This window comes from Geomicrobium sp. JSM 1781026, assembly GCF_041949955.1.
Taxonomy (GTDB): Bacteria; Bacillota; Bacilli; order Bacillales; family Marinococcaceae; genus Geomicrobium_A.
The window spans coordinates 128,966-155,267 of sequence record NZ_JBHFQF010000007.1; the positions used below are offsets into that span (position 1 = coordinate 128,966).

The following is a 26,302-nucleotide window of genomic DNA, read 5'->3' on the forward strand; positions in this document are numbered from 1 at the left end:
ATTCTTGACTTATGTTGTACCCACAATCACACCGTGACCTGCTTCAAGAGGGAAGTGACAAGCGACTCGATGACCTTCGTCCGTCGTGTTCAACAGTTTCGGTTCCTCGATTTTACATTTCTCTTGTGCATATGGACATCGTGTATGGAAATGACAACCAGGGGGTGGATTCACCGGACTTGGCAAGTCTCCTTCCAACAGATCCCCTTCTGTTTTTGCCCGCAATGTAGGGTCGGGTACAGGAATTGCGTGAATAAGCCCTTCTGTATATGGGTGTTTCGGTCGAGAAAAAAGGGCTTCTGTCGGGGCTAATTCCACCACTCTCCCCAAATACATAACGGCTACGTGGTCGCTAATATGTTTTACCGCTGGTAGGCCGTGGGCAATAAATATATACGTGAGCTGAAACTCTTTTTGCAGTCGTGCGAGCAAATTCAGCACTTGCGATTGAATGGACACATCAAGTGCAGAAACGGGTTCGTCACAGACGATGAGTTTCGGCTGTAACGCCAGCGCCCGAGCAATGCCAATGCGCTGCCGCTGGCCTCCGCTAAATTCGTGGGGAAAACGGCGAGCAAAGGAATGATCGAGCCCAACGACGTCCAACAACTTATAGACTTCCTCTTTTAATGCGGATCCAGAGACGATGTTGTGTGTGCGTAACGGTTCAGCAATGAGCTCAAACACTCGCATTCTAGGGTTTAACGAGGAAAAAGGATCTTGAAACACCATTTGTATGTCTTTTCGTTTTTCACGAATTTCTTTTTTATTCAGCTTCATTAAATCTTCACCCTCAAACAATACCTCACCAGCTGTCGCGTCAAGCAGTCGGGTGATCACATTGCCTGTTGTTGATTTTCCACATCCTGACTCACCAACTATACCAAGTGTTTCGCCTTTTTTGATCATAAGATCGACGCCATCGACTGCCTTTAGAAACTGCTTATTGCGCCCGAAAAGGCTTCGTGTGACATCGAAATGCTTTTTTAGCCCTTTCACTTCTAAAAGGTATTCAGTAGACTTTGTCTCCATCGCCGTTTTCTTGCTCATACCGCTGCCTCCTTGTTGTTGTCATAGAGCCAACACCGGACTTGTCCTTCATCCAAAGTGGTCACCTCCGGTTCCTTCTGGGCACAAATGTCCATCGCATGTGGACAGCGAGGGTGAAAGCGGCATCCTTTTGGCATGTTTGTTGGCACAGGTACTGTACCTTGAATGGATTTCAATTCGCTATGCATCTCATGAATCCGCGGGGTGCTATCAAGTAAGCCTTCAGTGTATGGGTGTTTCGGATTTGAAAACAGCGTATACACATCGGCTTGCTCCACGACTTGTCCTGCGTACATCACGACCACACGGTCAACGAGTTCGGCAACCACCCCTAGATCATGGGTAATTAAAATAATTGCCGTATCCAGCTCCTCAGTAAGTTCCCGCATTAAGTGCATAATTTGAGCTTGAATCGTCACGTCTAAAGCGGTAGTGGGCTCGTCTGCAATTAATAACTTAGGGTTGCAAGACAGTGCCATGGCAATCATCACTCGCTGACGCATCCCTCCGCTTAAGGAATGGGGGAACGATGTGTACACCTTATCAGCACGCGGGATGCCTACCCGTTTGAGCATGTCGATTCCTTTCTCCTTGGCCTGTGCCTTATTCAAATCTTGATGTAGCAATATTGCTTCAGATATTTGATAGCCTACCGTTAGTACAGGGTTCAATGAAGTGAGCGGCTCTTGAAAAATCATCGATACGTCGTTCCCTCTTACTTTTCGCATCTGTCGTTTGGATAGCGAAGTCATCTCCTTGCCTTCAAACTGAATTGACCCACTTACAATCTTGCCTGGTGGTTTAATCAACCCCATGATGGAGAACGATGTGACACTTTTCCCACTACCTGATTCTCCAACGATGGCGATGGTTTCTCCTTTATTAATGTGAAATGAGACACCATCTACAGACGGTACGGTTCCATTCTCTGTGTAAAAGTAGGTCTTTAAATCATCCACATCCAATAGGTGTTTCTCTTCACTCATGTCCTGACCTCCTTATGGTCGTTGTCACTTTCACGCCCTTAATGTCTGTGAGCGAGGATCTAGTACGTCCCGCAACCAATCGCCGAGGAAAATAATGCCGAGGACCGTAAACGTAATGGCAAGCCCAGGGAAGGTGGCAATCCACCAACTCGTCGCCAAGTAATCTCGACCTGCAGATAACATTCCCCCCCATGAAACTGTTGGTGGTTGAACGCCAAGCCCAAGATAACTGAGGGAAGCTTCCAATACGATTGTCGTCGCTACGCTCAATGTTGAAATGACGATAAAGGAGGGAATCACATTCGGAAATATGTGTTTGCGAATAATCTGATGATCTCTTGTCCCAATTGACCGTGCCGCTTTGACATATTCTCTTTCCTTAATGGAAAGCACGTCTCCTCGAACGAGTCGGGCGTAGATCACCCAGTTTGTTAGGCCGATGACAAAGATGAGCGTCAATAACCCAGGACCGATAACGCCAAGAATGACAAGAATGAACAAGATGTTCGGAATAGCCAGAAAAGCATCGACGATCCGCATCAGAACATTATCGATAAACCCACCATAAAATCCAGCAATTAAACCGAAGAACATTCCGATCAACCCCGCTACGACAACTGAACAAATACCGACGAGCAGTGAAACTTGAGTCCCGTATATAATCCGACTTAGCATATCCCTACCAAGATTATCGGTTCCAAGAAGATGAGCACTGCTTCCTCCCTCTAACCAGAAAGGAGGCACATTCATCGCCGTGTAATTTTGTTCGGAGGGAGGATACGGTGCAATCAAAGGAGCAAAGATTGCAAGCAGCGTAACCAAAAGTGTAATTACGAGGCCTACCATGCCAGTTTTACTTCTTATTAAAAGCCTGGCCCAACGCTTTAGCGTGTGTAAAAAACTATGATTAGCCATGGACTCTGAAGATGATAGTTGTTGCTCTGCTTGCATGAGAAAACCTCCTAATCGTATCGAATTCTTGGGTCAAGTACGCGGTATAATATGTCAGCAAAAAGATTCATGGCAATGACAATAAACGCCACCATAAAAATTGAAGCTTGTACAATGGCCATGTCTCGGCCATTAATGGCTTGAATAAGCAGTTGACCTAATCCTGGCCAGGAAAATACCACTTCTGTAATCAGCGCCCCACTCACAAGTGAGGACGTCTGTAAAAATGTAATGGTAATAAACGGTACGAGTGCATTGCGAAATGCGTGTAAGTTCACGACTTTCGTATTTCTAACCCCTTTACTTACGGCCGTTCGAACATAATCTTGATTTAACGTCTCTAACATGCTCGATCGCAAAACTCTTGTCATTTCTGCTGCACTGGCCGTTCCAAGCGTGATTGCCGGCAGTATGAGGTGAGCAAAGCTCCCACTCCCTGAGACCGGAAAGAACGGATACGTAATGGCAAACATGAGGATAAACATGATACCTAGCCAAAAGTTGGGCATCGCTTTTCCAAGCACAGAACCGCCAGAAATGAAAATATCTAGAAACGTATTTCGCTTAGTTGCTGAGGCAATGCCGAGTGGGATGGCCATGATGATCGCCACGAACATCGCAGAAAACGCCAGTTCAAATGTCGCAGGCAATCGCTCCAATACAATAGGTAACGCTGGCTGGTTGTAACGATAGGAATACCCGAAATCTCCTCGAAGCAGATCACCAACAAAATGAAAATATTGGACATAAAAAGGCTGGTCCAACCCTAATGATGCTCTTAGTGAATCGACTTGCTCCTGTGTAGCATCTTCTGGAAGCATGAGTGCGACTGGATCGCCTGCCATATATAGTAAACCGAAGACGAACATTGATATAAGAAGCAATACTGGGATAATTTGCATTACCCGCCAAAATAAATATTTCTTCATCCTCTCCACCCCCGGTATCCAAAAGAGGAAACATGATGCAAGCACCACGGCCCCTCTTCAACATACATATTCATTATTCAGTAATCGTAATCTCGTCCACCATCCACAATTCATCAAGACGAGGTTCAAAATTGACTCTGTCACTCACAGCAAAGAAATTGTCTGCTTGGAAAAGCATGATGTTGATCAGATCTTCGTCTGCGATCGTTTGGAGTTCCTCGTATTGCTGTTGACGACTAGCTTCATCCATGTTTACTTCGGCATCTAGATAAATGTCATCAAATTCATCATTTCGATATCCAATATGGTCCTCTGCAACCATGGACGAGTGATGCCTTAATTGATGCGCAGCATCCCATAAAGAACCGGATAAACCAATAAGATAAAGATCTTCTTGCTGGTTGGCTGCACGTAGATCAACAAACGAACTCCATTCCATGAAATCGATATTGACGTCAATGCCTACTTCACTCAACATTCCTGAAATGACCTCAGTCGTTTCCCTGTCCTGAAGGTAGCGACCATCAGGAGAATGGAGCGTAAGTTCTAGACCATCTGCATAGCCTGCTTCTTCAAGTTTGGCGCGTGCCTCCTCTGGGTCAAAGCGATAGTCATCATGCAATGCTTCATTCACCCCAAAATTCCCTGGATTTACTCTCGTCAATGACGGGGTTCCCGACCCACCCATCAAGTTGTCAAGCAGTGCTTGGTTATCAATGGCCAAATCAATTGCTTCCCGAACAAGGATGTCAGATGTAGCGAATTCCTCACGATGATTCGGAACGAGCATCATCGTACGATTTGTTGGCCCTTCTACAATTGATGTACCTTCGTTCGATTCCACGCGATCCCAGTCCATCGGAGGGATATTCATTGCAATGTCCACACCTCCCGCTAGAACTTCACCTACACGTGTCGAAGATTCCGGTATGGAACGAAAGACGATCTCGTCCCACTGCGCTTGATCGGCTTCAAAATAATCATCAAATCTTTCAAGCACTACCCTGTCATCCATCGCCCACTGCACAAATTGATAGGGCCCTGAACCGACAGGCTCGCGCAGAAAATGATCCCAATCATTTTCTTCAATATAATCCTTCGGCAGAATTCCTGAACCAAGGCGCGATATGCGGTTTAACATTGCAGGTTGAGGCCCGTTCGTATGGATTTGAAACGTATAGTCATCAATGACTTCTACCTCTTCAATCTGCCGATAGTTTTCGTATTCTTGAAGCGTGTCGTCAGATGAGACTCTCTCTAGCGTGAATTTGACATCTTCCGCTGTCACTGAATCACCATTATGAAAAGTGGCATCTTCACGAAGGGTAAACTCCCATGTTTCATCATCAATTAATTCCCAATCGGTAGCGAGGTCAGGTAGAATTTCACCATTTTCGACGTCATTCTTTACAAGATAACTAAAGAGGTTGACATGGATAGCCTCCGTGCCTGTATTGCTGTGATCATGTATGTCAAACGAAACCATATCGGCTCCTTGCGCAATGGTTAATGTTCCGCCATCACTCGAATCCTCACCTTCGGAATTCTCTTCATTCGTGTTGGAATCCCCCAAACCATCATCGCCTGGATCGGTCGTCATGGCATCTTCGTCTGTAATGCATCCGCTAAGAACAACGGCACTTATCGCAAATGGCACGAGACAACGTACTGTGAATTTGTTCAACATTAATACCCCCTTTTTATTTTTTAAATAAAAAAATACTAATTATTTTTATTATTATTTATATTTATAGTCTGACATTCACTCTGCAAATTGATGCATAACGAGTGCTGCAAATTTAATGCCTTGTATAAAATCGTTAACAAAAATATTCTCGTTCGGGGCATGCTGATTTGAAGCAACATGTCCTACGCCAAACCCAACTGCAGGAATACCAAACTTCTGACAAGCTACATACATTGGGCCAGTACCTGCACCGGTGCGTTGCACTTGAGGAGGAACACCGTAAACAGATGCGACATTGTCAACAACGGTACGCACAATATCAGCGTCTATGTCCGTTTTTGCAGGATGTTCTGCGACATACGTGGTTATGGCAATGTCTTCAAAGCCATGATTGTCGAGATGCTGCCGAACTTTCTGCAAGATGTCTTTCGGGTCTTGATTTCCTACAAGACGAAAATCGACTTTTGCTTTAGCCATCGAAGGAAGAACGGTTTTCGACCCGTCACCTGTGTAACCAGATTCCATTCCACAAATGGTGCACGTTGGCTGGAATAACAACTTTTCTTTCAATGCGTTACCGGAAAGCGATAGAAGGAATTCATTTAATCCTAGTTGTTTCAATGTTTCGTGCTCTTGATAAACCATGTCTTCCAATAGCTGGTTCTCACTCTCGTTAGGCGCTTGTACCCCGTCGTAAAATCCAGGAATGAGTATCTTTTCATTTTCGTCCTTTAACGTGGATAACGCCCACACTAACCGCCATGCTGGGTTGGGAATGATCGCTGCATTGGAAGAATGCATATCTGTATTGGCCCCTTGTACTTGTAATTTTAAATACAGCATGCCCTTTACACCTAATCGAACTTGCAAACTCCCATCAGTGTTTTTATACCCATTTTCCCATATGCACGCGTCTGCCTTAATTTTTTCCTTGTATTTCTCTGCAAAATCACCAAGGTTGGGACTGCCAATTTCTTCTTCTCCTTCAATAATAAATTTTACATTGATAGGAAGTTTACCGTGCACTTGTTGGTAGGCATCTACTGCGCAGATTCTAGAAAGTAGAGACCCTTTGTTATCGGCAACACCCCGTGCCCACATACGCCCGTCCTGAATGTTTGCAGCAAACGGATCGTTCGTCCACTGATCCATAGGGTCTTCAGGCTGTACGTCATAATGGTTATAGAAAGAGAGGGTTCTTGATTGATTTTCATTAATCTCGCCATAAATAACCGGATACCCTGGCGTGGATATTTGCTCTGGTGATGCACAAATATGTTGAAGATAGGATGATACTAATTGTGCGCACTCCTCCATTCCGCGATTTTGGGCTGAAACACTTGGTTGGCGACATAGTTCTTGCAACCAATGAATGTATCGGTCTTGATGATCTTCGATATACTGATAAACTTCTTTCAATCTCTCCACCTCCTTCTTCTAAATAGCTTAGTAGAATTATAATTAACCGAGGCAAAGAATGAAAATACATATATTCTATATACTATTATAAAAACTTTTTATATACTTCTGAAACATCTCATCGCCCCTATACTAGTGACTTCCGGAAGTTTTCTTTTCTATGTTAGAAAATATACATTAGTATTTATTATTCTCGAATTAAATAACTAGAGATTTCTCATGCATAATATAAATGTCGGAATAGTTGTTCGTTTTCCGGTTTTTCAAAATAGATCCATCAACAATTTAATCTAAAAGGGAGGCAACAAAATGAATGAGAAAGACTGGATTTTGTTACAGACATTGTATGAGGTTAAAAGCATTACGAAGACTGCGGAAGTGCTATATATCTCCCAACCCGCAATCACCTATCGTCTTTCAAGCATTGAACGTGAATTCGGTATTGAAATTGCGAAACGCAGTAATAAAGGATTGAAATTTACGAGTGAGGGGGAGTACCTTGTTCATTACTTTGAGAAAATGAGCCGCGAGTTGGAAAAAACGAAGGATTGGTTGTTGAATATGGGCAATAAAATCCAAGGAAATTTGCGCCTTGGCGTATCTAGCACCTTTTCTTATTACCGGTTGCCAGAAATATTAAAGAAATTTATGGAAGAATTCCCGAATATACAAGTGGAAGTAACGACAGGCTGGAGTTCTGCCATCTTAAAGAAATTGGAAGATGAAAAAATCCATATTGGCATTATCCGTGGAGGCTATGATTGGAAAGCGAATAGTATTCTCATAAGTAAAGAGAATGTATGCCTCATTTCAAAAGATAAGATTGATATAAAAAAACTACCGGACATGAAACGAATTTCCTTCAGGACAGATCCATTGCTTGAATTAATGATTAAAGACTGGTGGAACAACAATTTCAAACTGCCACCACAAATCGTTATGGATGTAGACAGAATTGAAACATGTAAAGAAATGGTTCGACACGGATTAGGCTATGGAATCATTCCAGGAATCTGTTTGCAACCAAAAGATCAATTCTTCACGTACAATTTAAAGATTAATGATGAAGACCTTATCCGTAAAACATGGATGATTTACTCAGAAGACTCTTTGGAATCACCCGTCGTTAAAGCCTTCGTTCAATACCTTACTGCACACATCCACAACGGCGAAGTCTCAAAAAATGCTGTTGACACCTTTAACCAAGCTCCCTAACGAACCTCCAGCACAGATTGCAGGTTGAGGTGCCAGCAACCTGTCGGCCCCGGCCGGGCCGAACGCCCACCGCCCTTGCTTCGGCGCGACTCGCGCCGACAGCATTTCGGGTACTTGACGCACAAGTACGCGCCAATCTGCGCGCAAGTTCAGAACAACTGCGCGCATGTTTGCTCAATTTCAAAGAATCCCCACCCATTTCAGGTAACTTGCGCGCAACACACGTCAACTCGCGCGCAGTTTGGGAATGCTGCCGAATACCGAGCAACCTGTCGGCCCCGGCCGGGCCGAACGCCCACCGCCCTTGCTTCGGCGCGACTCGCGCCGACAGCATTTCGAGTTCTTGACGCACAGGTACGCGCCAATCTACGCGCAAGTTCAGACCAACTGTGCGCATGTTTGCTCAATTTCGTAGAATCCCCACCCATTTCAGGTAACTTGCGCGCAACACATGTCAACTCGCGCGCAGTTTGGGTATGCTGCCAAATACCGAGCAACCTGTCGGCCCCAGTGGGGCCGACAAACGACCACCACTTCAGCAGCTCGCGCTAAAACCGAAACGCTGCTGTTTGCTCTTTTAACTGCTGCGCGGATTGAGCCAAGGACTCGGCGGCGCTGGCGACTTCTTCACTTGAAGCATGTTGCTCCTCGGATGAGGCGGCAACTTGTTGGGTGATGCCTGCGATGGCTTCGATGTCACGAGCAACGTTTTGGATGGCATCGTCGGTGAGCACAGTTTCGGTAGTGACACGGCCACCGTCTTCGCTAATTTCTTCAACTTTGGCGAACAGTTGTTGCATGGACTGCTCGATGCGACGAAACGCTTCATCGATATTGTTGACTTCACCGAGGCCTTGTTCGACAGTGCGCAAACTGCCCTCAATGTCAACTGCTGAGCTGGAGATTTGCGATTGAATGTCTCCAATATAGCGGGCAATTTCTTCAGCTGCTTTCGCAGAGTCTTCGGCGAGACGCTTCACTTCGCTTGCGACGACAGCAAACCCTTTGCCATTCTCTCCTGCCCGTGCCGCTTCAATCGAGGCATTCAAGGCGAGCAAGTTTGTTTGCTCGGCGAACTCAGAAATGGCCGTCACAATTTCACCGATCGAGGCTGAGTCTCTTTTCAACCCTTCGAATCGCTCGGACGTAGCGTGCGTCTGAGATTGGACGAGCTCCATTTTCTCCATCGACTGGCGCACGCGGACCCCGCCAGCTTTTATTTCTCGCTCGGTGTCCTCCGACACGTCGCGCACTTCCCCGAGGCGCGTGCTCATGACTTGCATCAAGTCCATTACGTCTGAGGCGCGGGCGGTCGCTTCTCCAGTCTGGGCGCGTTGGGTTTCCGCTTTGCTGGCAACATCCTCATTGAGGGCGGTACTATGTTCAGAGACGGCGCCGAGCTCCTCGGCACTTGCATACAACTCCTCTGATGATGAGGCGACCTGTTCCGATGTAGTTTGAATGTTTGTAAGCAACAATTCGACCTGTTCTCGCATTTGATTATAGCTCGTTGCCACCATACCGAGCTCATCCCGCGACCCGTCGGTGAGCGGTTGTGAGAAATCCCCTTGACCTGCGAGAGCGAGCACGTCGGTCGTGTTCTTGAAACGCCGACTCAGATTGCGATTCAAGAAATAATACACGGGCAGAACGACAACAATTACCCCAACATAAGTGACGAGCAACCAAAAGAAATTGTCTAAAATAGCAGATACGATCCCCTGCTGAGATTGTCCAACGAACCACATGCCGATCACTTCACCATTGTTATTCTCAATGGGTTGGTAGGCGGTCTGAAACGGCTCGCCCTCCACAACGGTTGAACCGAAGAATGGTTCGCCGTCTCCGAGAACGGTCTGGGCGACTTCCTCAGGCGCGGTTGTGCCAATAGCCCGTTCACCATCAATTTCAATGGTCGTTGCGACACGCACATTTTCCATAAATAGCGTGGCATCACCGCCTGTCAGTTCGGCAATGTGCTCTACCATACTGCTATCGACGAGGCGATTTCCTTTGTATAGCTGATCATCTTCAATGTTCCAAGGACCCCGATATTGTTGATCCATCAGTTCATAACCGAGCAACAAGTCAGCTTCCAACCGATCTTGCATCGCGTCTTCCATGTTCAATGTAACTTGAATGTATAGCATGGCCGCTGTTCCGACCATGAAGAGGAGCATCATGGAGCCTGCCAAAAGACCAAATTTATGGGATATCGTAAATTTCCGTTTCAATGAAAAACCCCCTTCTCTATTCTTAATATCGATAGATTAGGGGGTGAAGTTAATAGGGGAATCGATTAATTAATGATCCATTCCATTCTATTTGTCAGTAATTGGCGATTCATCTCTGCCGTTAAGTTAAATACTTGAAGGTTGAACTCGGGCTTCTTCTGTTCAGAATACTCTTTCCAATGTTCTGCAATGTACTTTAAATCCTCTGTTCTAATTAAAGCTACGCCGGTGTCTTGCTCAGAGAAGACTTTTAACTTTTGTGCTTGGTTGATCGCTTCTTGCGTGAAGTCATGAGCAACAATGAGAAAGACGGCAACTCTCATTTTCTCAGAGCGAATGTACCCTAAAAATTGATCAAAGTGTGCATTAGGGAATGTATATGATTTCTCTGTGCTCTTGTTATCCCAAAGCATAACCGATTTTGTGTCGAACTTGATTCTTCCGTCGGCATGCTTTGAACCTGGCATTTCTTCGAGCTGCAAACCTAGTTTCTTTTCAAACAAGTACTCGGTCGCTTGCTCAAAGTAAGTCTCTACGTTCACGTCTTTCTGAATGACTCGATTGGCACGTAGAGCCTTGTAGTTTCTGGAGGCAAGTTGATCCATAAAATCATAATAGATAGACCGCTCATCTGTTGGGTCTGAGTCGGCTTTCGTTGTAATGTTCTCATAGTAGTCGATGATGTTTTGGATTTTTTCTTCTTTGTTCCCGCTTATTCTCACGCCTTCTTTAGACCTTAAAAATTGCGTGAGCTCCGTGTTGCTTAGGTTTGCGAGTGTTTGCGAAGGCAGAATGTTATATTTGATGATTCGTTCAATAATAGCTTCCTTAACACCACTTGTGTTGATATTCATCGATGAAAGAACTTGCTTTAGTTGGGTTAAATTTAAATCTTTTAAAAGCTGCTGATACGTCTCTGTTCGTAATTCTTCACCCATTTCATAACGAACAATTCTTACAATATCGCTTGGAATGACGTAATAAGGAGCATCTGATTTGATACGAACGACAATCCCCCTTTGCTGTAGGTCTTTTAGTGATTGATCAATGTTCTGTGTCGAATGTAGTTTTCCATTTTTGCGCGGGAACCGTCCAATTTTACTTTCCAATAAATAGTGATCGCGTATGGACAAATTAAATTCATCCCTAAGCGTATACAGAATGTTAATTTCATGTTCATTTAGCGCATCGTCTTTAAGCCAAGCTGTGTTTAATACGGCTGTGTACACTCTACCTGCGGTCGCATCAATTTTGGCATTCATGTAATCCTCGTCTTGACTGTCATGCAGAATTTGAGATTGAAGATCAAGCACTTCCTTATGCAACTGCTTTTCGGTGAGTATGTAGTTTTGACTACCAAGCAAGCATTTGAGTATCAGTCGATTCAAAAGCGTAATATCGCGATCTGTCGTCCTGAAGTTCAAATTGCTCTTCACTCTCTTGTCGTTTCTAAACTCTTCAATGTTCTTTAGAATAATATTTCTCATCTCGTCTTCTTCATAAAGCTTTACATCTTTTAGGAAGCTATCAACCGTTCGAGATAAGTACATCTTTGACATTAGTGGAAGCAGATCTTGTAGTTGCATACCGAACCAACTCCTTAGTCAGGATATAACAAAAATAGATAAACAAGTCTAAATTATATGAAATGTCATGTTATTATACTATGATTACTCGGCGATTGTCCAAAAGTACCTACGGTTATCGTTTAAACTTTAATCACCTCATAGATCATTCTATGAGGTGATTAATAGCCGCATCTTTTATCCGCCCATCATCTCGATGTTTTCTTCGATTCGTTCAACGGCTTCGTCTAGCACTTCTTGGATGTCTTGACCTTCAGCGATGAATTGGAGGGCATCGTTAATTGGGTACCACACTTGGTCGGCTTCTGGCGTATTTGGCATGGCGGTTCCGTGCTGGATCTGTTCGGCAAAACCTTGGATTAGTGGGTCGTCAGTGATTTCTGGGTCTTCTAACAAATGGGTGACGGCAGGTAATTCGTTCGTTTCTCGGTAGTATTCCATGTTATTCGTGTCGTTTGTTATGAAGTGCATCAAGTCTTGGGCCCAGTAGTCTTCATCTGAAAACGGCGATAATACCCACGACTTGAATGTTACGAATGAGCTAGCGATCTCTCCGTTTGGCAGTTCGGGAAGTGGCGCTGACCGCAAGTTTTCTTCCCCAATACCTCGAGCGTAGCTTGGAATGTTCCACGGCCCGGTCAAAGAAACGCCGACATTCCCTTCAATGAATAGCCCGTCTTGAATTTCACCGTCAATGGACGTTGGAATCCAATTGTTTGAATGCCAGCTCTGCAGCAGCTCGGCCCCTCGAACCGTTCCTTCATTATTTAGACCGATGTCACCATCATCAGAAAAGATGTAACCCCCAAAACCGGTAAGGAATGGGTAGGCAAAATACATTTCCGTCGTATCTGCCAAAAATCCGTACTCATCATTCGAAACGTTGGTTTCTGACTCTGCAATGTTTTCTAATTCATCGACGGTCGTTGGCAGCTCGTTGACGATGTTTTCATTCACGAGCAAAGCGGTCGTTTCTGAAACGAAGGGGATGCCATATAGCTGACCTTCATAGGTGAGTCCTTCAATGCTTTCTTCCGTAAACCGCGCCTCTTGCTCGGCATCTAGTTCGATCGGGGCGGCGAGGTTTTGGGCTGCTTGGCTACCGATGCCGTTGTGAGCGATATGATAGATGTCGGGCCCTGTACCTGCGGGTCCGTCTAGCGCAATGTTCTCAGATTGGTCGATCGCAGACATTTGTGCATACTCAATCTCGATGCCTGTTTCTTCTGTATAAGCGGCGAAGATTTCTTCCATTGCTGCGATGTGGTCGTCTTCTTCGTGAATCCATACGTGCAACGTGTCTGGTTTTTCTGGAGCTTCCCCGTCTGGCGTTTCTGTGACTGCCTCTTCTTCTCGGTCCGGCGCACAAGCTGCAAGAACCAGGACGAGCATCCCTACGAGTATCTTCTTCAAAATTCACGCCTCCTTCTTTTGTGGTGCAATCGGTTGCACTAAATGTTCTTAGTTTATATTGTAAGGGCTTACATATAGAAAAGAAACCTTATTCGTCTAGGCATTTACTCTTGAATTTCACACGTATCACCGTCCAGCAACATTCTACAAACCCTGTCACCATCGGGTTTTTCTTCCATCATTCGCCGAAGTTTGGCGAGCAATTGTTCTTGACGCAAGGTGCATTTTTCTCGTAATCTTAGACGTACCTAATTGATAGATTGATAGAGAGGGGCTTCCACATATGCAAAAATCCATCGTTACTGCAATCGTCTTATTTTTCTCAATACTTGTGATGATGCCCTTACACGCACACGCATACGAAACTGGGTATGTGGATACGAGTGGCACGCTGAATGTACGGGATTCAGCCAATGCAGATGCGCCCGTGATCGGGGCACTCAGCAACCGACAAACGATAGAATACCTTGAGGTTAGTGAGGGGTGGGGACAGATTACATACAACGGCCGCGCGGGTTATGTGAGTCTTGACTTCATTACTGCGAGCGGCGTCTCCGAAGTGGACGAGGAAGAGACCGTCACTGAAGCTAACACAGAACCCGTGCCGGAACCAGCGCCCGAGGCGTCATTACAAGGTGTCCAGCGCGTCGTGCTCGATCCTGGCCATGGCGGCCGCGATCCCGGGGCAATTGTCGGTGATGTAATGGAGAAAGAATTGGCGCTCGACATTGCCGAGCGGGCGGCAAACTACCTTTCTTCTGCCGGATATGACGTATCACTCACTAGAACAGGCGATACGTATGTTGGTTTGGAGGACCGAGCGGCGTTTGCGAACCGTCAGTCCGCAGATGTGTTCATCAGCATCCATGCCAACGCCTCTTTCGAAGTACAAGCAAACGGCATCGAGACGTTCTATATGCACGGAAGCTCGCAAAGCAAAGAGTTGGCACGTACTCTGCAACAGATGGCGGTTTCCGAAGTGCCGATGCGTGATCGCGGTATTCGCGGAAGTGCTTTCAGGGTGCTCACAAACACTCAAATGCCTGCAGCTCTCGTCGAGTTCGGCTTTATGACCAACTCTGGGGATGCTTCGTTGCAACAAACCGACCTCATGCGCGACCAAAGCGCGCGCTCCATCTTACGCGCTGTTGACGCCCTATAGCCAATGATAATACCGACCCTGCGTAGGGTCGGTATTTTTTGCGTTGCGGGCAAAATACAGGCGCCCCGTCGTCCCCAGCAGGGACGAAAAGGAACCGGTCTCGGTTCGGCGCGGCGCGGCTCGCGCCGACAACTTGCTGGCACTTCGGGCGGGGCAGGGGCATCGCTTTTGCAGTGACCCCCGCCGCCATCACTCTAGCTCTTCAACAAGTGCGCACAAGAAAAGAAGCTGCCTTCATTTGGGCAGCTTCTTTTCTTGTTTGCGGATCAGGCGGTTGTTGATGACGAACAGTAAGGCGCCGATGGACACGCTCATCATGGTGCCGGTCGGCATGGTATGCTCTGTTGGATCAACGACCGCTAAAATGATCAGGACAATGACAATTAACGTCATGAGGATGATGAACGCGATGAGGAAGTTCCTCAACATTTGCAAGGCATCCAATTCATTCCTGCTCCCTTATCCGTTTGCCTTATGGTCGGTATAGATTTGTTGCGGTAGCGGAATATGAATTCCCGCTTCGTCCAGTGCTTCTTTACACACTTGGCGGAGTTTACGTTCGACGGCCCATTGGTTCATGTTGGTCGTGTACGTGAGGATGCGAATCTTCATGTCGTATTCATCGAAGCTCGTCACACCAAGTACGTATGGTTCTTCGACGATGTTCTCGTCTTCTTCATACAGTTTCTTTGTGGCGGTTTGCAAAACGGCCATCGCTTCGTTGATGTTGTCGTTGAAGGAGATGCCGATATCGATAAAGGCTTCCATGTTCCCGCGGGAATGGTTACTCACACTCGTGATGTCGCGGTTCGGGATGAAGTGAAGTGTTCCATCGAACCCACGGATACGCGTCGTTCTAAGCCCTACTTCTTCAACAATCCCGTCGAGTCCTGCAATCGTCACATAATCTTCAACATCAATTTGCTTTTCAAGAAGCAAGAAGAAGCCCGTCACAATGTCGCTCACAAGACCTTGAGCACCGAATGCAATGGCAAGACCAATCACACCCGCACCTGCAATGAGCGGCATAATATCAATATCAAATGCACCAAGCATGACGAGGATGAAGATAAACAAAGTAGCGTAACCGAATACGCTTTTAATGATGTTACTTAACGTTTTGGCTCGACCGGCTTGGGTTCCTTTCTTCTCCGCCGCCTTCTTAAACGTACGGCTAATGACGGAGTTTCCAACAGCTCGGACGATCAAATAGATGATAATAATGGCTACAACTTCAATGGCTAGTGAAAGCATTGCGTCCCACGTAAAGTTCATACAAATCGTCACTCCTTACTCATCAATTGCTGAATTATTCGTGTAGTATAACATAGGAGCCCGCCACTGAGCCAAGAATAACTTCCTTGAAAATATCATGAAATATAAATCTACGGATAGGCTACCCTTTCCACTTCATACTGGCTTCTTCCAATGTTTCGCTCAAAATTCGAATTGCTTTCGGGCCAACGCCGTGTAATGCCACAATTTCTTTTTGTGTATGTTCGCTCACTTGTTCAAGAGTATAGATGCCCGCGTGGTGAAGAGCACTCGTTGCCGCTCTTCCGATCTTTGGAAGTTCCATTTCCCTTCCTCCTTTACTGAATATGCATTCCCGACCCCGGTCCAATCGGCAACCCTAACAGTGACCAGACGACAAACATAATAATCCACAATGTCAAAATGACGATCGTATACGGAATCATAATGGAAAATAACGTCCCAAACCCTGCCCGTGTGTCGTACTGTTTCAAAAAGGCGAGCACCATCGGCACGTACGGGTTCATCGGTGTAATGATGTTCGTTGAGGAATCTCCAATCCGGTATGCGAGTTGAATGTACGCAGGGTCATAATTCAAATAGACGAACAACGGAATAAACACCGGTGCCATGAGCGCCCATTGCGCAGACCCACTGAAAATAAACATGTTTAACATCGTCGTAAACAAGATGAACAAAACGATGACCGGCAGCCCCGTAAAGTTCATGCTTTCGAGTGCCGAAGCCCCACTCACCGCAATCCACGCCCCAATATTCGTATAATCGAAGTACGCAATAAACTGAGAAGCCGCGAAGATTAACACGATAAAGCCACTCATATCTTTCATCGCAGCGGCCATCTTCTCGGGCACATCCCGCGCAGCTGTTATCTCTTTCACCGTTACCCCATACGTAATGGAGACGACGAGAAAGAACAACAGGTTAATCGGCACGATGTTATCGAAGAACGGGGAGGGAACCATTGACCCGTCGTCCGCCCTGAGGATCGCGTTGGGCGGCAGGATTAAGAGGGCGGCGACACCAATATACAACGCACCAGCAATAAGTGCGTTCCGGAGGCCGCGATTGATTTCAGGTGTGATTTCCTCGACTTTCTGGTCGAGCACTCCATCTTCTGCATACTTCGGGTCGTATTTGCCGAGCCGCGGCACGGTCACCTTCTCGGTAATCCAAACGGCAACGAAAATGAGCATAAACACCGACACAACCATGAAGAAATAATTATCAACCGGTGTGACAAAGAGATCTTCGTTGATGGTTTGCGCCACTTCGGTCGATACGCCAGCCAACAGGGCGTCCGTTCCGGTGATTAGGAAGTTGGCAGTAAACCCAGCGCCAACACCCGCAAAGCCTGCGGCGAGGCCGGCGACCGGGTGGCGTCCTATGGAATAGAAAACCATCGCAGCGAGCGGAGGGATAATCACGAAAGCCGCGTCAGAAGCGAGGTTACCAAGGATCCCGGCAAACACAACGGCATATGTGACGAGCTGTTTCGGCGCATTCGTAATCGTCTTCTTCATGAACGATTCCATCAAGCCAACCTTCTGAGCTAGCCCGATGCCGAGCATCAAGCTTAGAACAGTGCCGAGCGGCGTAAATCCAGTGAAGTTATCGAGCATCGAGGAAAATATGTACTCAATACCGTCAGCTGATAGCATGTTGTTAATCTCAATCATATCTCCTGATTCCGGATCCTGAAACGCCACGTCAAAGAAACTTATGATAAATGACGTGAGTATGATTGCCACAATAAAATACACAAACAGCATAAACGGGTGCGGCAACTTGTTGCCCAACTTCTCAATCGTATCTAACGCACGGTTTCCTAAGCGATTGCCCTCCATCATGTTTCCCCCTCACCCATCATTTTCGCTCATTATACACGAATGGTTGTATATTCTGAATAATAGAAACGTCACGTTTTGAGCAATCTCTCGTATGTGCCAAACTTTAATTGCGAGTAAGCGTGTCGCGCAGAATCTCAGATCTCCACTCCACAGTTCCAACATTCCGTCGGCGCGAGCCGCGCCGACCCGAGACCGGTTTCGCTTGGCTTGATCTGCGCGCAGATGGCATAAACTCACGCGCAGCCCCGCCCGTCCACCTATGGCAACCGGGCACGCGCCTCTGCTAAAGTACTCTACTTCCCTCGATACGTAGCTCGGGACACCGACCTTAATTGCAACGAAAAAACGCCCCCAATAATGGGGACGTTCGTTTTAGTGTAGACGTTTTGCACCGAGGTAGCGCGGGCTCCAATAGCTGTTGTTCAGGTCGGCAACGGTTACGCCGGTAGAGCTGCCTGCATGAACGAATTTGTTACCGCCGATATAGATGCCAGCGTGGGACGGTCCACCGGTTGTGTCGAAAAAGACGATGTCGCCAACACTTGGTGAGCTGACCGAGCTTCCTGATGCGAACATTTGTGCAACGGTCCGTGGGGTGTTGACACCACTTTTGTTGAATACATATTGGATAAATCCTGAACAGTCAAAGCCAGAAGGGGTTGTCCCTCCCCACACATATGGTGTTCCTATGTATTGCGATGCTGTGTTCACTAATTCTGTGAGACTAAAGGAGCCACTGCCGCTATTCCCTCCACTGCTTGGTGGCGGGGCGGGTTTTGCACTACCGGTGTTTCCATTTAAAGCGCCAAATGTAGCGGGACCAGCGATGCCGTCGACGACGAGGCCTTTGTCTCCTTGAAACTTACGAACGGCTTGGTATGTAAGGTCACCGAATACTCCAGTTGGTGCGATATTCATGTAGCCGTTGTCTCGCAATTGTTTTTGCAAGTTCGTCACTGCTTGTCCTTGTGCGCCTTGGCGAAGAACGGTGTTAGATGGCGTTGGCGTCGAGCCTGAGCCCGAACCTGCGCTTTCCCCTGCTCGCTTCGGACTGTCAGAGAGCGTGCGGTGGGTTTGTGGTCCAACGAGCCCGTCGACTCCGATGCGATTGTTGCGTTGAAAGTCGCGAACAGCGCGTTCGGTAATAGGACCGAAGGTGCCAGTAACGGCATGACTGTAATAACCTAGGTCTTTCAATTGTTGCTGAAGAACGGATACGCTGTTGCCACGATCACCTGGTGATAAAAGCCCCGGAGATGATGAGGAAGGCCGGGTTTCGGACTGCCCACTGTTTGTATTACGGTTCGGGTTGTCAGCGGCTCCTACGACTTGAAGCTGGCGGTCGGTTTTCGGTCCGACGATGCCGTCGGCACTAAGCCCATGGGAGCGTTGGAAGTCTCTGACTGCAGCTTCCGTGACGCGGCCAAAGTGACCATCAACTGTTGATGAGAAGTGGCCGAGATCTCGAAGCTGTCGCTGTAACTGACTGACAGATTCGCCTTTGCTTCCAGAACGAAGCATTCCAGATGAACGACTCGAATTCGTACTAACGGCTTGTACTTGCTGGCGTGGTTGGTCTTTTAGTAAGGCACCAATCGTATTAGGGCCGGCAATACCGTCTACAACAAGGTTATGATCCCCTTGGAATTGGCGAACGGCCCGAACGGTCACGTCGCCATAATAGCCTGTTGCGGTTTGATATGTAAAATATCCTTTTTCTTTAAGTAATGTTTGGAGATGTTTAACATCCTCGGATTGCTGGCCAAATCGGAGCACTTGGTTCTCCAAAGCGGCGTCGGCGATCATCGGAACGGTTAATACAGCCCCTGTAACTGTGGCTGAAGTGACAAAAAATTTGCCCATCGTGCTAACTGCCATTCTAGCCCTCCTAACTTCATATGTGGTTATGATTAGATTGCAAGGAATGAGGAAACAAATAGTATATGTATTTTACTACTTTATACTTATTAAAGCTAGAATGAACTGTAAAAATCGCCAAAATTGGTTATATAGTCCATATTGACACTAGGCACTACGAAGTACCTAGTTGTCGGGACGGTAAACGCCATTGATAACGCACGCTGAGCATTCGAAGGGTGACAATTAGCACAACCACGACAAAATAACCGATCGGATGTGACACCCAACCTAATCCGATGGGCACTCCTGCAATTAAAGTCCACGCAATGTAAATTTCTTTTTGTAAAAACAGCGGCCTTCTTCCAGCTAACAAATCACGGACCATTCCACCACCAGTGCCTGTAAGCGCCGCTGCTGCAATGGCTGCACTGACGGGCAGGCCCATGCTGTTTGCAAAGATGGCTCCTTGTGCGGCAAACGCCGCTAAGCCAATTGCATCAAAGAACACACCCCACATCGAGCCCCTACGGCTTAAAAAGCGTGGAAACACAAATAAAATCGTAATCGCGACGAAAGCAATAATAAACAACATACCTTGATCCCACAAAGCTGTGACAGGTACACCGATCAATAAATTTCGAATGGCTCCCCCGCCAAATGCCGTCACAAATCCGAGAATATACACACCCATTAGATCGTATCGCTCTTCCATAGCGACGACCACACCACTAAGCGCGAACGCCAGTGTTCCAATTACATTTAATACATCCCACGTCATGTTTGTTACGCACCTCGTTCAACGGTCCAGATTAGCGTTTATATTATCTCACAAAACGTTAAAATGATAACCGTGTTTTTCCATAAAAAAAAGGCTACCGTTAGGCAGCCTTTTTATGACACTTACGCGTCAGTGTCTTCGTCTTCATCGTCCATGTCTGCGTCAGCATCTGCATCTTCGTCAGCATCCATGTCTTCATCTTCGTCCATGCCCATGTCGTCTTCTTCTTCGTCCATTGGCTCTTCGTCAATGTCCAAGTCGTCTTCAGTGTCCATGTCGTCGTCACCGTCAACTTCTACGTCGTCTGTACCGTTCTCGTCTGCTGGCTCTTCAGCGTCGTCGCCACATGCAGCAAGCATACCGACAGCTAGGATTGAAGAAAGTGCACCATATAGTAATTTTTTATTCATTGTTAATTTCCCCTTTAAATGTAAGAGTTTGAGTTTCTCGTGCTGATCTGTTGATCAACTGTGTACATCTTATCAGCCTAATCCTACCTCGTCTATGAATTGCGTTCATTTTTGAATGTGTTTAGACAATGTCTCACAATGTCATCCGATTCTTACAATTCGCCCATTTTACTACACAATTTAAACGTATTCATGTCTTATTTGTGAATCTTTACTTTCATCATATAAAAAAGGAACCGGTGTCGGCTCCTTCGCAATTATGAATCTTTATCTGTGATGGCAAACATCAAATCTAATTCGGCTACGGTTTGTCCGTCCACACTTGCGACTCCGTGACCTTTACCGATCGAACCTCTCACCCGTGTAAGTGTAGTTTCCAGTTTTAATTGATCGCCAGGTTTCACTTGCCCTTTAAACCTACAGTTATCAATTCCTGCAAACACAGCCAGTTTACCTGCAAAATTCTCATGCTTCAATAGGGCAACTGCTCCAGTTTGCGCAAGTGCCTCAACGATTAACACGCCAGGCATGAGTGGAAAATCAGGAAAATGACCGTTAAAAAACTCCTCATTTGCACTCACATTCTTAATCGCTGTGCAACTTTCTCCCGCTTGCAGTTCTGTTACCCGATCAATGAGTAAAAACGGGTAGCGGTGGGGGATGATCTCTTTAATTTCTTCAATTGATAGCATCTGTTCAACATCCTTTAGCCGTTAATATAGTCATAGAGGTCTGTCCATGTCTCCCATTGCAGGATATCAAAACCTTCACTACCTCCAATGATATTATAACCAAAGAGCAAGCCGAGAACGAGGGCAACAATGAATAAAAGTGCAACGATTAGTAAGCGAAGCCAGATTGGGAAAGCCCGAATTCTTCTGCCTCTCTTTTCCGCTCGCTTTTCTTTTCTTCGCTCTTTACGGGTTTGTTTTTTGTCGTTCTCTTCCATTGATTCATCCGTCGATTGCTCAGTCATGGAATACTCCTTACGCTCTAGGGCACTACATTAACGTAAACTGTTCACAAGGCCCATCATTTGGTCAGACTGACTTAATGAACGAGAATGCATGCTATATAGACGTTGCATCTCCATCAGTTTCACCATTTCCATAGCCATATCTACATTCGATTGTTCTAACGCGCCTTGAACAACCGATTCACTTGTCGCCGCTTCATATTCTAGTACATCACCAATGGCAAGATCAAGCGCATCCACGTCCGGAATTGCAAATAAATTATTGCCAATCGCTTCGAGTAATTGCGGCTTACTCACATTCGCTACACTTAGCGTGCCAATTGCTACTTCTGTTCCATCATTTAACTGTGCGTTTAATGTTCCATCTGGCTGCAACGTGAAATCAACGGCCTCTCCAGGCACAGTCATTGCGTTGCCATCCGCATCAAGCAGCGCTTCCCCGTTTCTCGTCACGAGCTGCCACGCTCCTGCTGCTGATTCTGTTAAATAAAAAGCGCCGTCACGCGTTAAGTACGTCTCACCATCTCGCTCCACAGGGAAGAACTGTCCAGGTTGCGTGAGTGCAAAGTCAAGACTACGCCCACTCTGGTGAATCGATCCTTGCTCAAAACGCATCGCCGTTTGCGCTAATCCAGCCCCTGTACCGACGCGAATCCCTTCCGGTGTGTAACGTGTACCTTCTGGTTGTGGAACGGTTTGATTGTTCACTTGTTGATAAAGCATATCGGCAAAAGAGCTCTCTCTTCTTTGATAGCCTGTTCGGTTCATATTCGCTAAGTTATGAGAAATTGTATCAATGCCTTGTTGCAACTGACCCATGGAAACCGTTGATGAAATCATTTCGTCGCTCCCCCCATTTCCGACATCATTTCCCGGGAAATATGGCTACCCAAGTCGACCGATGTCGTTTGCTGCCCGTTGTAAATTCTGGTCATATGCTTGAAGTACAGTTTGATTCGCTTCAAACTGTCGATAAGCGGTCATCATATCCGTCATCGTCGTCATCGGGTCCACATTGGATCGTTCAACAAACCCTTGTTGCAACGAATATGGGAGATCAGCATTGCCGATTGCGCTTGGCAATTCTCCGCCCTCTGTCGTCAAAAGGCTCTCACCGGCTTTTACCAAATCGTTCGGGTCTTCTGCAAAACGAACGTCCAACTGACCGACCGCATTCCCTTCTTGGTCGGTAATCTCCCCCGTCTCATTCATCTGAAACCATTCATTCGTGACAAGCATTGCTTCACCATCATTACCGAGCAAACGATGCCCTGCACTCGTCGTTAAATAGCCTTCCCCATCAACGGCGAAATTACCGTTTCGCGTGTAGGCAGTTTCTCCATCTTCACCTGCTACAGCAAAGAACAAGCCCCCACCATCAACGAAGCCTTGTAATAGCGCAACATCCGTACTCGTTCCAGTCTCTTGCAAGTCTCCTTGACGATAATCCGGCGTTCGCTCCTGCATATAAACACCTGTCGAAAGTTCCCCGACCGGTTGCCTCTGACCGGTATTCATCGCTTGGATAAGCATGTTCGGAAACGAGCGAATGCCTGCGTAGTCCGCTTTGTGCCCTGGTGTATTCACATTGGCCAAGTTGTCGTTCAACATTTCCGTTCGGCGTTGCTGTGTAATCATCCCTGAAGCCGCTTGATAATACCCACGAATCATAGTCCGCTTCCCCTCTCGTATTATGCCTTTAAGCGCGTCGACATCTTATCCAAATTCTCAAGAATAATTCCCGTACCTATGGCCACACAGTGCATCGGCTCCTCGGCAATGAGTACCGGCACTTTTAATTCATCTGTCAGCAGTGTGTCCATACCGTGAAGAAGGGCTCCTCCTCCGGTAAGAATAACGCCTCGATCAATGATGTCTGCTGAAAGCTCAGGAGGTGTTTGCTCCAATACGAACTTCGCAGCGGCCACAATGTTTGAAACCGACTCGCTTAATGCTTCTTTAATCTCACTAGAATTAACCGTAATTGTTTGCGGAAGCCCGCTCACCATATCCCGCCCGCGAATGTCCATTTGCTCGTCCCGACCGCTAGGCGAGACGGTCGCCACATTTTTCTTAATATCTTCAGCCGTTCGTTCACCGATAAGTAACTTGTATTTTCTCTTAATATACGCAAGAATGTCGCTGTCATACTGATCGCCAGCCGTTTTGATTGACTTCGACGTGACAATACCACCCATTGATAAGACAGCGACATCTGTCGTCCCCCCGCCTATGTCAACGACCATGTTGCCGCTCGGTTGGAAAATATCCATACCCGCACCAATCGCGGCCACTTTCGGCTCTTCTTCTAAGTACACGTTCTTGCCACCGCTCTTTTCAACCGTCTCACGAATGGCCTTTTGTTCCACTGATGTAATATCTGTCGGACAGCAAATTAAAATCCGGGGTTTTACGAATGACGATTTGACGTTCACTTTCGCTAAGAAGTGGCGAAGCATTGCCTCGGTCAAATTAAAATCAGCAATGACGCCGTCTTTCATCGGACGAAGGGCGACAATGTTGCCAGGGGTTCTCCCGACCATGCGAAAGGCTTCTTCACCGACGGCTAGCGCTTTCCCCGTTCCTTTATCAATTGCTACAACTGAAGGTTCATTAAGCACGATGCCGCGCCCTTTAATGTGCATGAGCACATTTGCCGTTCCTAGGTCAATTCCAATATCTCTGCCAAACATTTGGCACCTTCCTCTCAAATAAAATGTCAATATATGTATAATAGTGTTCCCTTACGCTCACATTCACAGTCATCAATGCTTAATTTTACCACATCGATGTCGAAATATGAATCAAAGGATCGAATGTTTTGAGATTTCTCTGCGACTTGAGTCACACCCCTTAAAAAAACCCGCGCAGCCAATCATTTGGCTACGCGGGTTTCAGTATTGTCCATCATTTTCTCTAAATGACGGATGGTCGGGGTTAGATTGACTAGAAAATAGGCTTCTCTCAACCTTCTTGCGGGGTGACTTTTCTTTGTATACGCAGGACCTCCGACGTGGAGCATCGTCATGTGCGCAGCTAAAATGGCCCCTTCTGCACTCGCTTTTCTAATTGGCAATAGTGCCTCCCAATAGAGCTCATCCTTGTTCGCAAACTGATTAGAAAGCGTAGCTTCTTGCTCTTTTAATAAGGCGCTAATCGTGTCTGGCTGCTCGCTCAAATATTCGTTGCAGCCATTTTGTTTGCTGTTTGCGCTTTTAACCGCCGCAATCGCCGCTTCCATTACCCCAAACCCTAGCGGAATCTGGTACACGAGGAAGTACGGTCGGATCGTTGCCACAAAAGCATCGGCATCCTCTGCTAATATGTGCTCCGCACGGATGACTTGCTCAGAAAACCGAACAGCATAGGTGGCACTTCCATTAATGCCTAAATAATCTTTCTTTTCTTTCAAGCGAATATTTTCACTCGAGCAATTTACAAAAATCATGATGTTTCGGTCTTCGCCTTCGACACGAGCGACTGCGCCAAACCAATGGTTTGGGCCAAGGTTTGAAACAGACGGCAACGTACCGGATACTTCGTAGTTTTCACCGACCGGTTTCGCTGACAGGTGCAAAGGCTCTAAACCGGCAAAATGTTTCATCGGGTTGGAAAGACCCGTTCCACCGAGAATGTCTCCACGCTCTAATCCAGGAAGAAACTGCTGCTTTAGCGCTTCATTACTCGTATGACGAACGTATGTGAGCAACGCAAGGTGGCACCAGGCAATAAACCCTGTCGTCATGCAAAACTTTGAAACGACCTTCACCGTTTCGACTTCTTGTTGAACGGTTTCTAAATAAGAGCGATCCTGCGAAGAGAAGCACCCATGCTCTCCAAGCCCTCGTAAGATTTGATCTGGATACAGTCCTTCCATATCGATGTCTTGCACGAGTGGCTTTAATGTTTTTTTCAACCATTGCTCAAGCATGTGCTTCTCCTCCTATTAATCTCTAGATAGTTTTGTGATCGAGCTAACAGGTGCGCTTACCGCTTCCCTTGCACGTTTCACTGCATCATCGTCAGGGGCATCATAAAAACATAAACATTTTGTCATATCTTCACATACATACGTGCGCTGAAATTCGACTTCTGGTACTTCCGCATAGTGCACAGAGTTTTTCTTTTTGCGTGCCAAGTATTGGTCCATCGTTAAGTCTGCAGGGAAATTCCACTCAACAAGATAATTGATTTGTCCCGCATTTTTCTTCACATCTTCTAGCTCTTGCCCGACGATTCGCACTTCTTTCACCGTCTGCACTGTAAATGCTTCACCTGAAAATGCAGGCTGAATCTCCTCTTCTTTGTTCGCTTCAACAATGACGTACACTTTCTTAAAGTCGCTAGCGACTTGTACTTCAATGAGTTGCCCCTCGTCTAGATGTAATGTTGCGACAGCTGCTTCTACAGCTGACTTGTTCTCACCAGATTTATCTAATGTCGCTTCAACTAAAAATAATGCCATTTGTTCGTCACTCCTTTATTGTTTGTAGTTATTTTATTATACTTAGTTAAAAAAATCAA

Annotated in this window: 25 protein-coding genes; 2 read left to right on the forward strand and 23 right to left on the reverse strand. The window is 46.4% G+C overall.

Annotation, left to right across the window (positions count from 1 at the left end; genetic code table 11):
* Positions 1 to 9 precede the first annotated feature (9 nt).
* The 6 genes from ACE1TF_RS13965 to ACE1TF_RS13990 form a co-directional block, all read right to left on the reverse strand.
* The gene (locus ACE1TF_RS13965) at positions 10 to 1,050 is read right to left on the reverse strand and encodes an ABC transporter ATP-binding protein (RefSeq protein WP_375017637.1); all 1,041 of its coding nucleotides are present in this window, start codon (positions 1,048 to 1,050) and stop codon (positions 10 to 12) included.
* Positions 1,047 to 2,036 carry an ABC transporter ATP-binding protein gene (locus ACE1TF_RS13970; RefSeq protein ID WP_042402764.1) on the reverse strand — a complete coding sequence of 330 codons (990 nt, stop codon included), beginning with the start codon at positions 2,034 to 2,036 and terminating at the stop codon, positions 1,047 to 1,049. The genes ACE1TF_RS13965 and ACE1TF_RS13970 overlap by 4 nt, the downstream gene beginning before the upstream one ends.
* A 30-nt stretch (positions 2,037 to 2,066) precedes the next feature.
* Positions 2,067 to 2,951, reverse strand: coding sequence for an ABC transporter permease (locus tag ACE1TF_RS13975; RefSeq protein WP_375017753.1), 885 nt, complete (start codon positions 2,949 to 2,951; stop codon positions 2,067 to 2,069).
* A gap of 47 nt (positions 2,952 to 2,998) precedes the next feature.
* On the reverse strand, positions 2,999 to 3,916 hold the full coding sequence (locus ACE1TF_RS13980; protein WP_375017639.1) for an ABC transporter permease: 918 nt from the start codon (positions 3,914 to 3,916) through the stop codon (positions 2,999 to 3,001).
* Between the two features lie 73 nt (positions 3,917 to 3,989).
* Positions 3,990 to 5,600 carry an ABC transporter substrate-binding protein gene (locus ACE1TF_RS13985; RefSeq protein ID WP_375017641.1) on the reverse strand — a complete coding sequence of 537 codons (1,611 nt, stop codon included), beginning with the start codon at positions 5,598 to 5,600 and terminating at the stop codon, positions 3,990 to 3,992.
* Between the two features lie 78 nt (positions 5,601 to 5,678).
* Entirely contained in the window at positions 5,679 to 7,031 is a 1,353-nt protein-coding gene (locus ACE1TF_RS13990) for a M20/M25/M40 family metallo-hydrolase (protein WP_375017643.1), read from the reverse strand.
* 300 nt (positions 7,032 to 7,331) lie between these two features.
* On the opposite strand from ACE1TF_RS13990, the gene ACE1TF_RS13995 reads away from it, so the two are divergent.
* Complete coding sequence (locus ACE1TF_RS13995) at positions 7,332 to 8,237, forward strand: LysR family transcriptional regulator (protein WP_375017645.1); 906 nt, start codon at positions 7,332 to 7,334, stop codon at positions 8,235 to 8,237.
* A 548-nt stretch (positions 8,238 to 8,785) separates the two neighbouring features.
* On the opposite strand, the gene ACE1TF_RS14000 is transcribed toward ACE1TF_RS13995, so the two are convergent.
* The 3 genes from ACE1TF_RS14000 to ACE1TF_RS14010 all read right to left on the reverse strand — a co-directional run bounded on the left by ACE1TF_RS14000 (position 8,786) and on the right by ACE1TF_RS14010 (position 13,470).
* The gene (locus ACE1TF_RS14000) at positions 8,786 to 10,471 is read right to left on the reverse strand and encodes a methyl-accepting chemotaxis protein (protein WP_375017647.1); all 1,686 of its coding nucleotides are present in this window, start codon (positions 10,469 to 10,471) and stop codon (positions 8,786 to 8,788) included.
* 65 nt (positions 10,472 to 10,536) lie between these two features.
* The gene (locus ACE1TF_RS14005; RefSeq protein WP_375017649.1) at positions 10,537 to 12,057 is read right to left on the reverse strand and encodes an SAP domain-containing protein; all 1,521 of its coding nucleotides are present in this window, start codon (positions 12,055 to 12,057) and stop codon (positions 10,537 to 10,539) included.
* Positions 12,058 to 12,234: 177 nt separating this feature from the next.
* Positions 12,235 to 13,470, reverse strand: coding sequence for a sugar ABC transporter substrate-binding protein (locus tag ACE1TF_RS14010; RefSeq protein WP_375017651.1), 1,236 nt, complete (start codon positions 13,468 to 13,470; stop codon positions 12,235 to 12,237).
* A gap of 283 nt (positions 13,471 to 13,753) precedes the next feature.
* Here ACE1TF_RS14010 and ACE1TF_RS14015 point away from each other — a divergent pair, with 283 nt between their 5' ends.
* Complete coding sequence (locus tag ACE1TF_RS14015) at positions 13,754 to 14,632, forward strand: N-acetylmuramoyl-L-alanine amidase family protein (RefSeq protein WP_375017653.1); 879 nt, start codon at positions 13,754 to 13,756, stop codon at positions 14,630 to 14,632.
* A gap of 234 nt (positions 14,633 to 14,866) precedes the next feature.
* On the opposite strand, the gene ACE1TF_RS14020 is transcribed toward ACE1TF_RS14015, so the two are convergent.
* The 14 genes from ACE1TF_RS14020 to ACE1TF_RS14085 form a co-directional block, all read right to left on the reverse strand.
* Positions 14,867 to 15,076, reverse strand: coding sequence for a hypothetical protein (locus ACE1TF_RS14020; protein WP_042402747.1), 210 nt, complete (start codon positions 15,074 to 15,076; stop codon positions 14,867 to 14,869).
* Between the two features lie 15 nt (positions 15,077 to 15,091).
* On the reverse strand, positions 15,092 to 15,907 hold the full coding sequence (locus tag ACE1TF_RS14025) for a mechanosensitive ion channel family protein (protein ID WP_375017655.1): 816 nt from the start codon (positions 15,905 to 15,907) through the stop codon (positions 15,092 to 15,094).
* 121 nt (positions 15,908 to 16,028) lie between these two features.
* On the reverse strand, positions 16,029 to 16,211 hold the full coding sequence (locus tag ACE1TF_RS14030) for a helix-hairpin-helix domain-containing protein (protein WP_375017657.1): 183 nt from the start codon (positions 16,209 to 16,211) through the stop codon (positions 16,029 to 16,031).
* 13 nt (positions 16,212 to 16,224) lie between these two features.
* Complete coding sequence (locus tag ACE1TF_RS14035; protein WP_375017659.1) at positions 16,225 to 17,751, reverse strand: AbgT family transporter; 1,527 nt, start codon at positions 17,749 to 17,751, stop codon at positions 16,225 to 16,227.
* Between the two features lie 375 nt (positions 17,752 to 18,126).
* Positions 18,127 to 19,632, reverse strand: a complete 1,506-nt coding sequence (locus ACE1TF_RS14040) for a C40 family peptidase (protein ID WP_375017661.1) — start codon at positions 19,630 to 19,632, stop codon at positions 18,127 to 18,129.
* Between the two features lie 154 nt (positions 19,633 to 19,786).
* Positions 19,787 to 20,392, reverse strand: a complete 606-nt coding sequence (locus tag ACE1TF_RS14045) for a trimeric intracellular cation channel family protein (protein ID WP_042402741.1) — start codon at positions 20,390 to 20,392, stop codon at positions 19,787 to 19,789.
* A 122-nt stretch (positions 20,393 to 20,514) separates the two neighbouring features.
* Complete coding sequence (locus tag ACE1TF_RS14050; RefSeq protein WP_042402739.1) at positions 20,515 to 20,802, reverse strand: hypothetical protein; 288 nt, start codon at positions 20,800 to 20,802, stop codon at positions 20,515 to 20,517.
* Between the two features lie 257 nt (positions 20,803 to 21,059).
* The gene (gene fabZ, locus ACE1TF_RS14055) at positions 21,060 to 21,494 is read right to left on the reverse strand and encodes a 3-hydroxyacyl-ACP dehydratase FabZ (RefSeq protein ID WP_042402738.1); all 435 of its coding nucleotides are present in this window, start codon (positions 21,492 to 21,494) and stop codon (positions 21,060 to 21,062) included.
* A 14-nt stretch (positions 21,495 to 21,508) separates the two neighbouring features.
* Positions 21,509 to 21,778, reverse strand: coding sequence for a DNA-directed RNA polymerase subunit beta (locus tag ACE1TF_RS14060; protein ID WP_042402736.1), 270 nt, complete (start codon positions 21,776 to 21,778; stop codon positions 21,509 to 21,511).
* 30 nt (positions 21,779 to 21,808) lie between these two features.
* Complete coding sequence (locus ACE1TF_RS14065; protein ID WP_042402734.1) at positions 21,809 to 22,618, reverse strand: flagellar hook-basal body protein; 810 nt, start codon at positions 22,616 to 22,618, stop codon at positions 21,809 to 21,811.
* A gap of 45 nt (positions 22,619 to 22,663) precedes the next feature.
* Positions 22,664 to 23,449: a flagellar hook-basal body protein gene (locus tag ACE1TF_RS14070; protein ID WP_375017665.1), complete on the reverse strand. Its 786-nt coding sequence runs from the start codon at positions 23,447 to 23,449 to the stop codon at positions 22,664 to 22,666.
* 20 nt (positions 23,450 to 23,469) lie between these two features.
* Positions 23,470 to 24,471 carry a rod shape-determining protein gene (gene mreB, locus ACE1TF_RS14075; RefSeq protein WP_375017667.1) on the reverse strand — a complete coding sequence of 334 codons (1,002 nt, stop codon included), beginning with the start codon at positions 24,469 to 24,471 and terminating at the stop codon, positions 23,470 to 23,472.
* A 182-nt stretch (positions 24,472 to 24,653) separates the two neighbouring features.
* Positions 24,654 to 25,709, reverse strand: coding sequence for an acyl-CoA dehydrogenase family protein (locus tag ACE1TF_RS14080; protein ID WP_375017669.1), 1,056 nt, complete (start codon positions 25,707 to 25,709; stop codon positions 24,654 to 24,656).
* Between the two features lie 15 nt (positions 25,710 to 25,724).
* Positions 25,725 to 26,243: a DUF4242 domain-containing protein gene (locus ACE1TF_RS14085; RefSeq protein ID WP_042402729.1), complete on the reverse strand. Its 519-nt coding sequence runs from the start codon at positions 26,241 to 26,243 to the stop codon at positions 25,725 to 25,727.
* Between the last annotated feature and the right edge of the window lie 59 nt (positions 26,244 to 26,302).

What these genes read in the sequence shown, in the direction of transcription:
- ACE1TF_RS13965 (WP_375017637.1), bottom strand. Translation starts at nt 1,050, where the DNA reads ATGAGCAAGAAAACGGCGATGGAGACAAAGTCTACTGAATACCTTTTA.
- ACE1TF_RS13970 (WP_042402764.1), bottom strand. Translation starts at nt 2,036, where the DNA reads ATGAGTGAAGAGAAACACCTATTGGATGTGGATGATTTAAAGACCTAC.
- ACE1TF_RS13975 (WP_375017753.1), bottom strand. Translation starts at nt 2,951, where the DNA reads ATGGCTAATCATAGTTTTTTACACACGCTAAAGCGTTGGGCCAGGCTT.
- ACE1TF_RS13980 (WP_375017639.1), bottom strand. Translation starts at nt 3,916, where the DNA reads ATGAAGAAATATTTATTTTGGCGGGTAATGCAAATTATCCCAGTATTG.
- ACE1TF_RS13995 (WP_375017645.1), top strand. Translation starts at nt 7,332, where the DNA reads ATGAATGAGAAAGACTGGATTTTGTTACAGACATTGTATGAGGTTAAA.
- ACE1TF_RS14005 (WP_375017649.1), bottom strand. Translation starts at nt 12,057, where the DNA reads ATGCAACTACAAGATCTGCTTCCACTAATGTCAAAGATGTACTTATCT.
- ACE1TF_RS14015 (WP_375017653.1), top strand. Translation starts at nt 13,754, where the DNA reads ATGCAAAAATCCATCGTTACTGCAATCGTCTTATTTTTCTCAATACTT.
- ACE1TF_RS14025 (WP_375017655.1), bottom strand. Translation starts at nt 15,907, where the DNA reads ATGAACTTTACGTGGGACGCAATGCTTTCACTAGCCATTGAAGTTGTA.
- ACE1TF_RS14030 (WP_375017657.1), bottom strand. Translation starts at nt 16,211, where the DNA reads ATGGAACTTCCAAAGATCGGAAGAGCGGCAACGAGTGCTCTTCACCAC.
- ACE1TF_RS14035 (WP_375017659.1), bottom strand. Translation starts at nt 17,751, where the DNA reads ATGGAGGGCAATCGCTTAGGAAACCGTGCGTTAGATACGATTGAGAAG.
- ACE1TF_RS14040 (WP_375017661.1), bottom strand. Translation starts at nt 19,632, where the DNA reads ATGGCAGTTAGCACGATGGGCAAATTTTTTGTCACTTCAGCCACAGTT.
- ACE1TF_RS14045 (WP_042402741.1), bottom strand. Translation starts at nt 20,392, where the DNA reads ATGACGTGGGATGTATTAAATGTAATTGGAACACTGGCGTTCGCGCTT.
- ACE1TF_RS14050 (WP_042402739.1), bottom strand. Translation starts at nt 20,802, where the DNA reads ATGAATAAAAAATTACTATATGGTGCACTTTCTTCAATCCTAGCTGTC.
- fabZ (WP_042402738.1), bottom strand. Translation starts at nt 21,494, where the DNA reads ATGCTATCAATTGAAGAAATTAAAGAGATCATCCCCCACCGCTACCCG.
- ACE1TF_RS14060 (WP_042402736.1), bottom strand. Translation starts at nt 21,778, where the DNA reads ATGACTGAGCAATCGACGGATGAATCAATGGAAGAGAACGACAAAAAA.
- ACE1TF_RS14065 (WP_042402734.1), bottom strand. Translation starts at nt 22,618, where the DNA reads ATGATTTCATCAACGGTTTCCATGGGTCAGTTGCAACAAGGCATTGAT.
- ACE1TF_RS14070 (WP_375017665.1), bottom strand. Translation starts at nt 23,449, where the DNA reads ATGATTCGTGGGTATTATCAAGCGGCTTCAGGGATGATTACACAGCAA.
- mreB (WP_375017667.1), bottom strand. Translation starts at nt 24,471, where the DNA reads ATGTTTGGCAGAGATATTGGAATTGACCTAGGAACGGCAAATGTGCTC.
- ACE1TF_RS14080 (WP_375017669.1), bottom strand. Translation starts at nt 25,709, where the DNA reads ATGCTTGAGCAATGGTTGAAAAAAACATTAAAGCCACTCGTGCAAGAC.
- ACE1TF_RS14085 (WP_042402729.1), bottom strand. Translation starts at nt 26,243, where the DNA reads ATGGCATTATTTTTAGTTGAAGCGACATTAGATAAATCTGGTGAGAAC.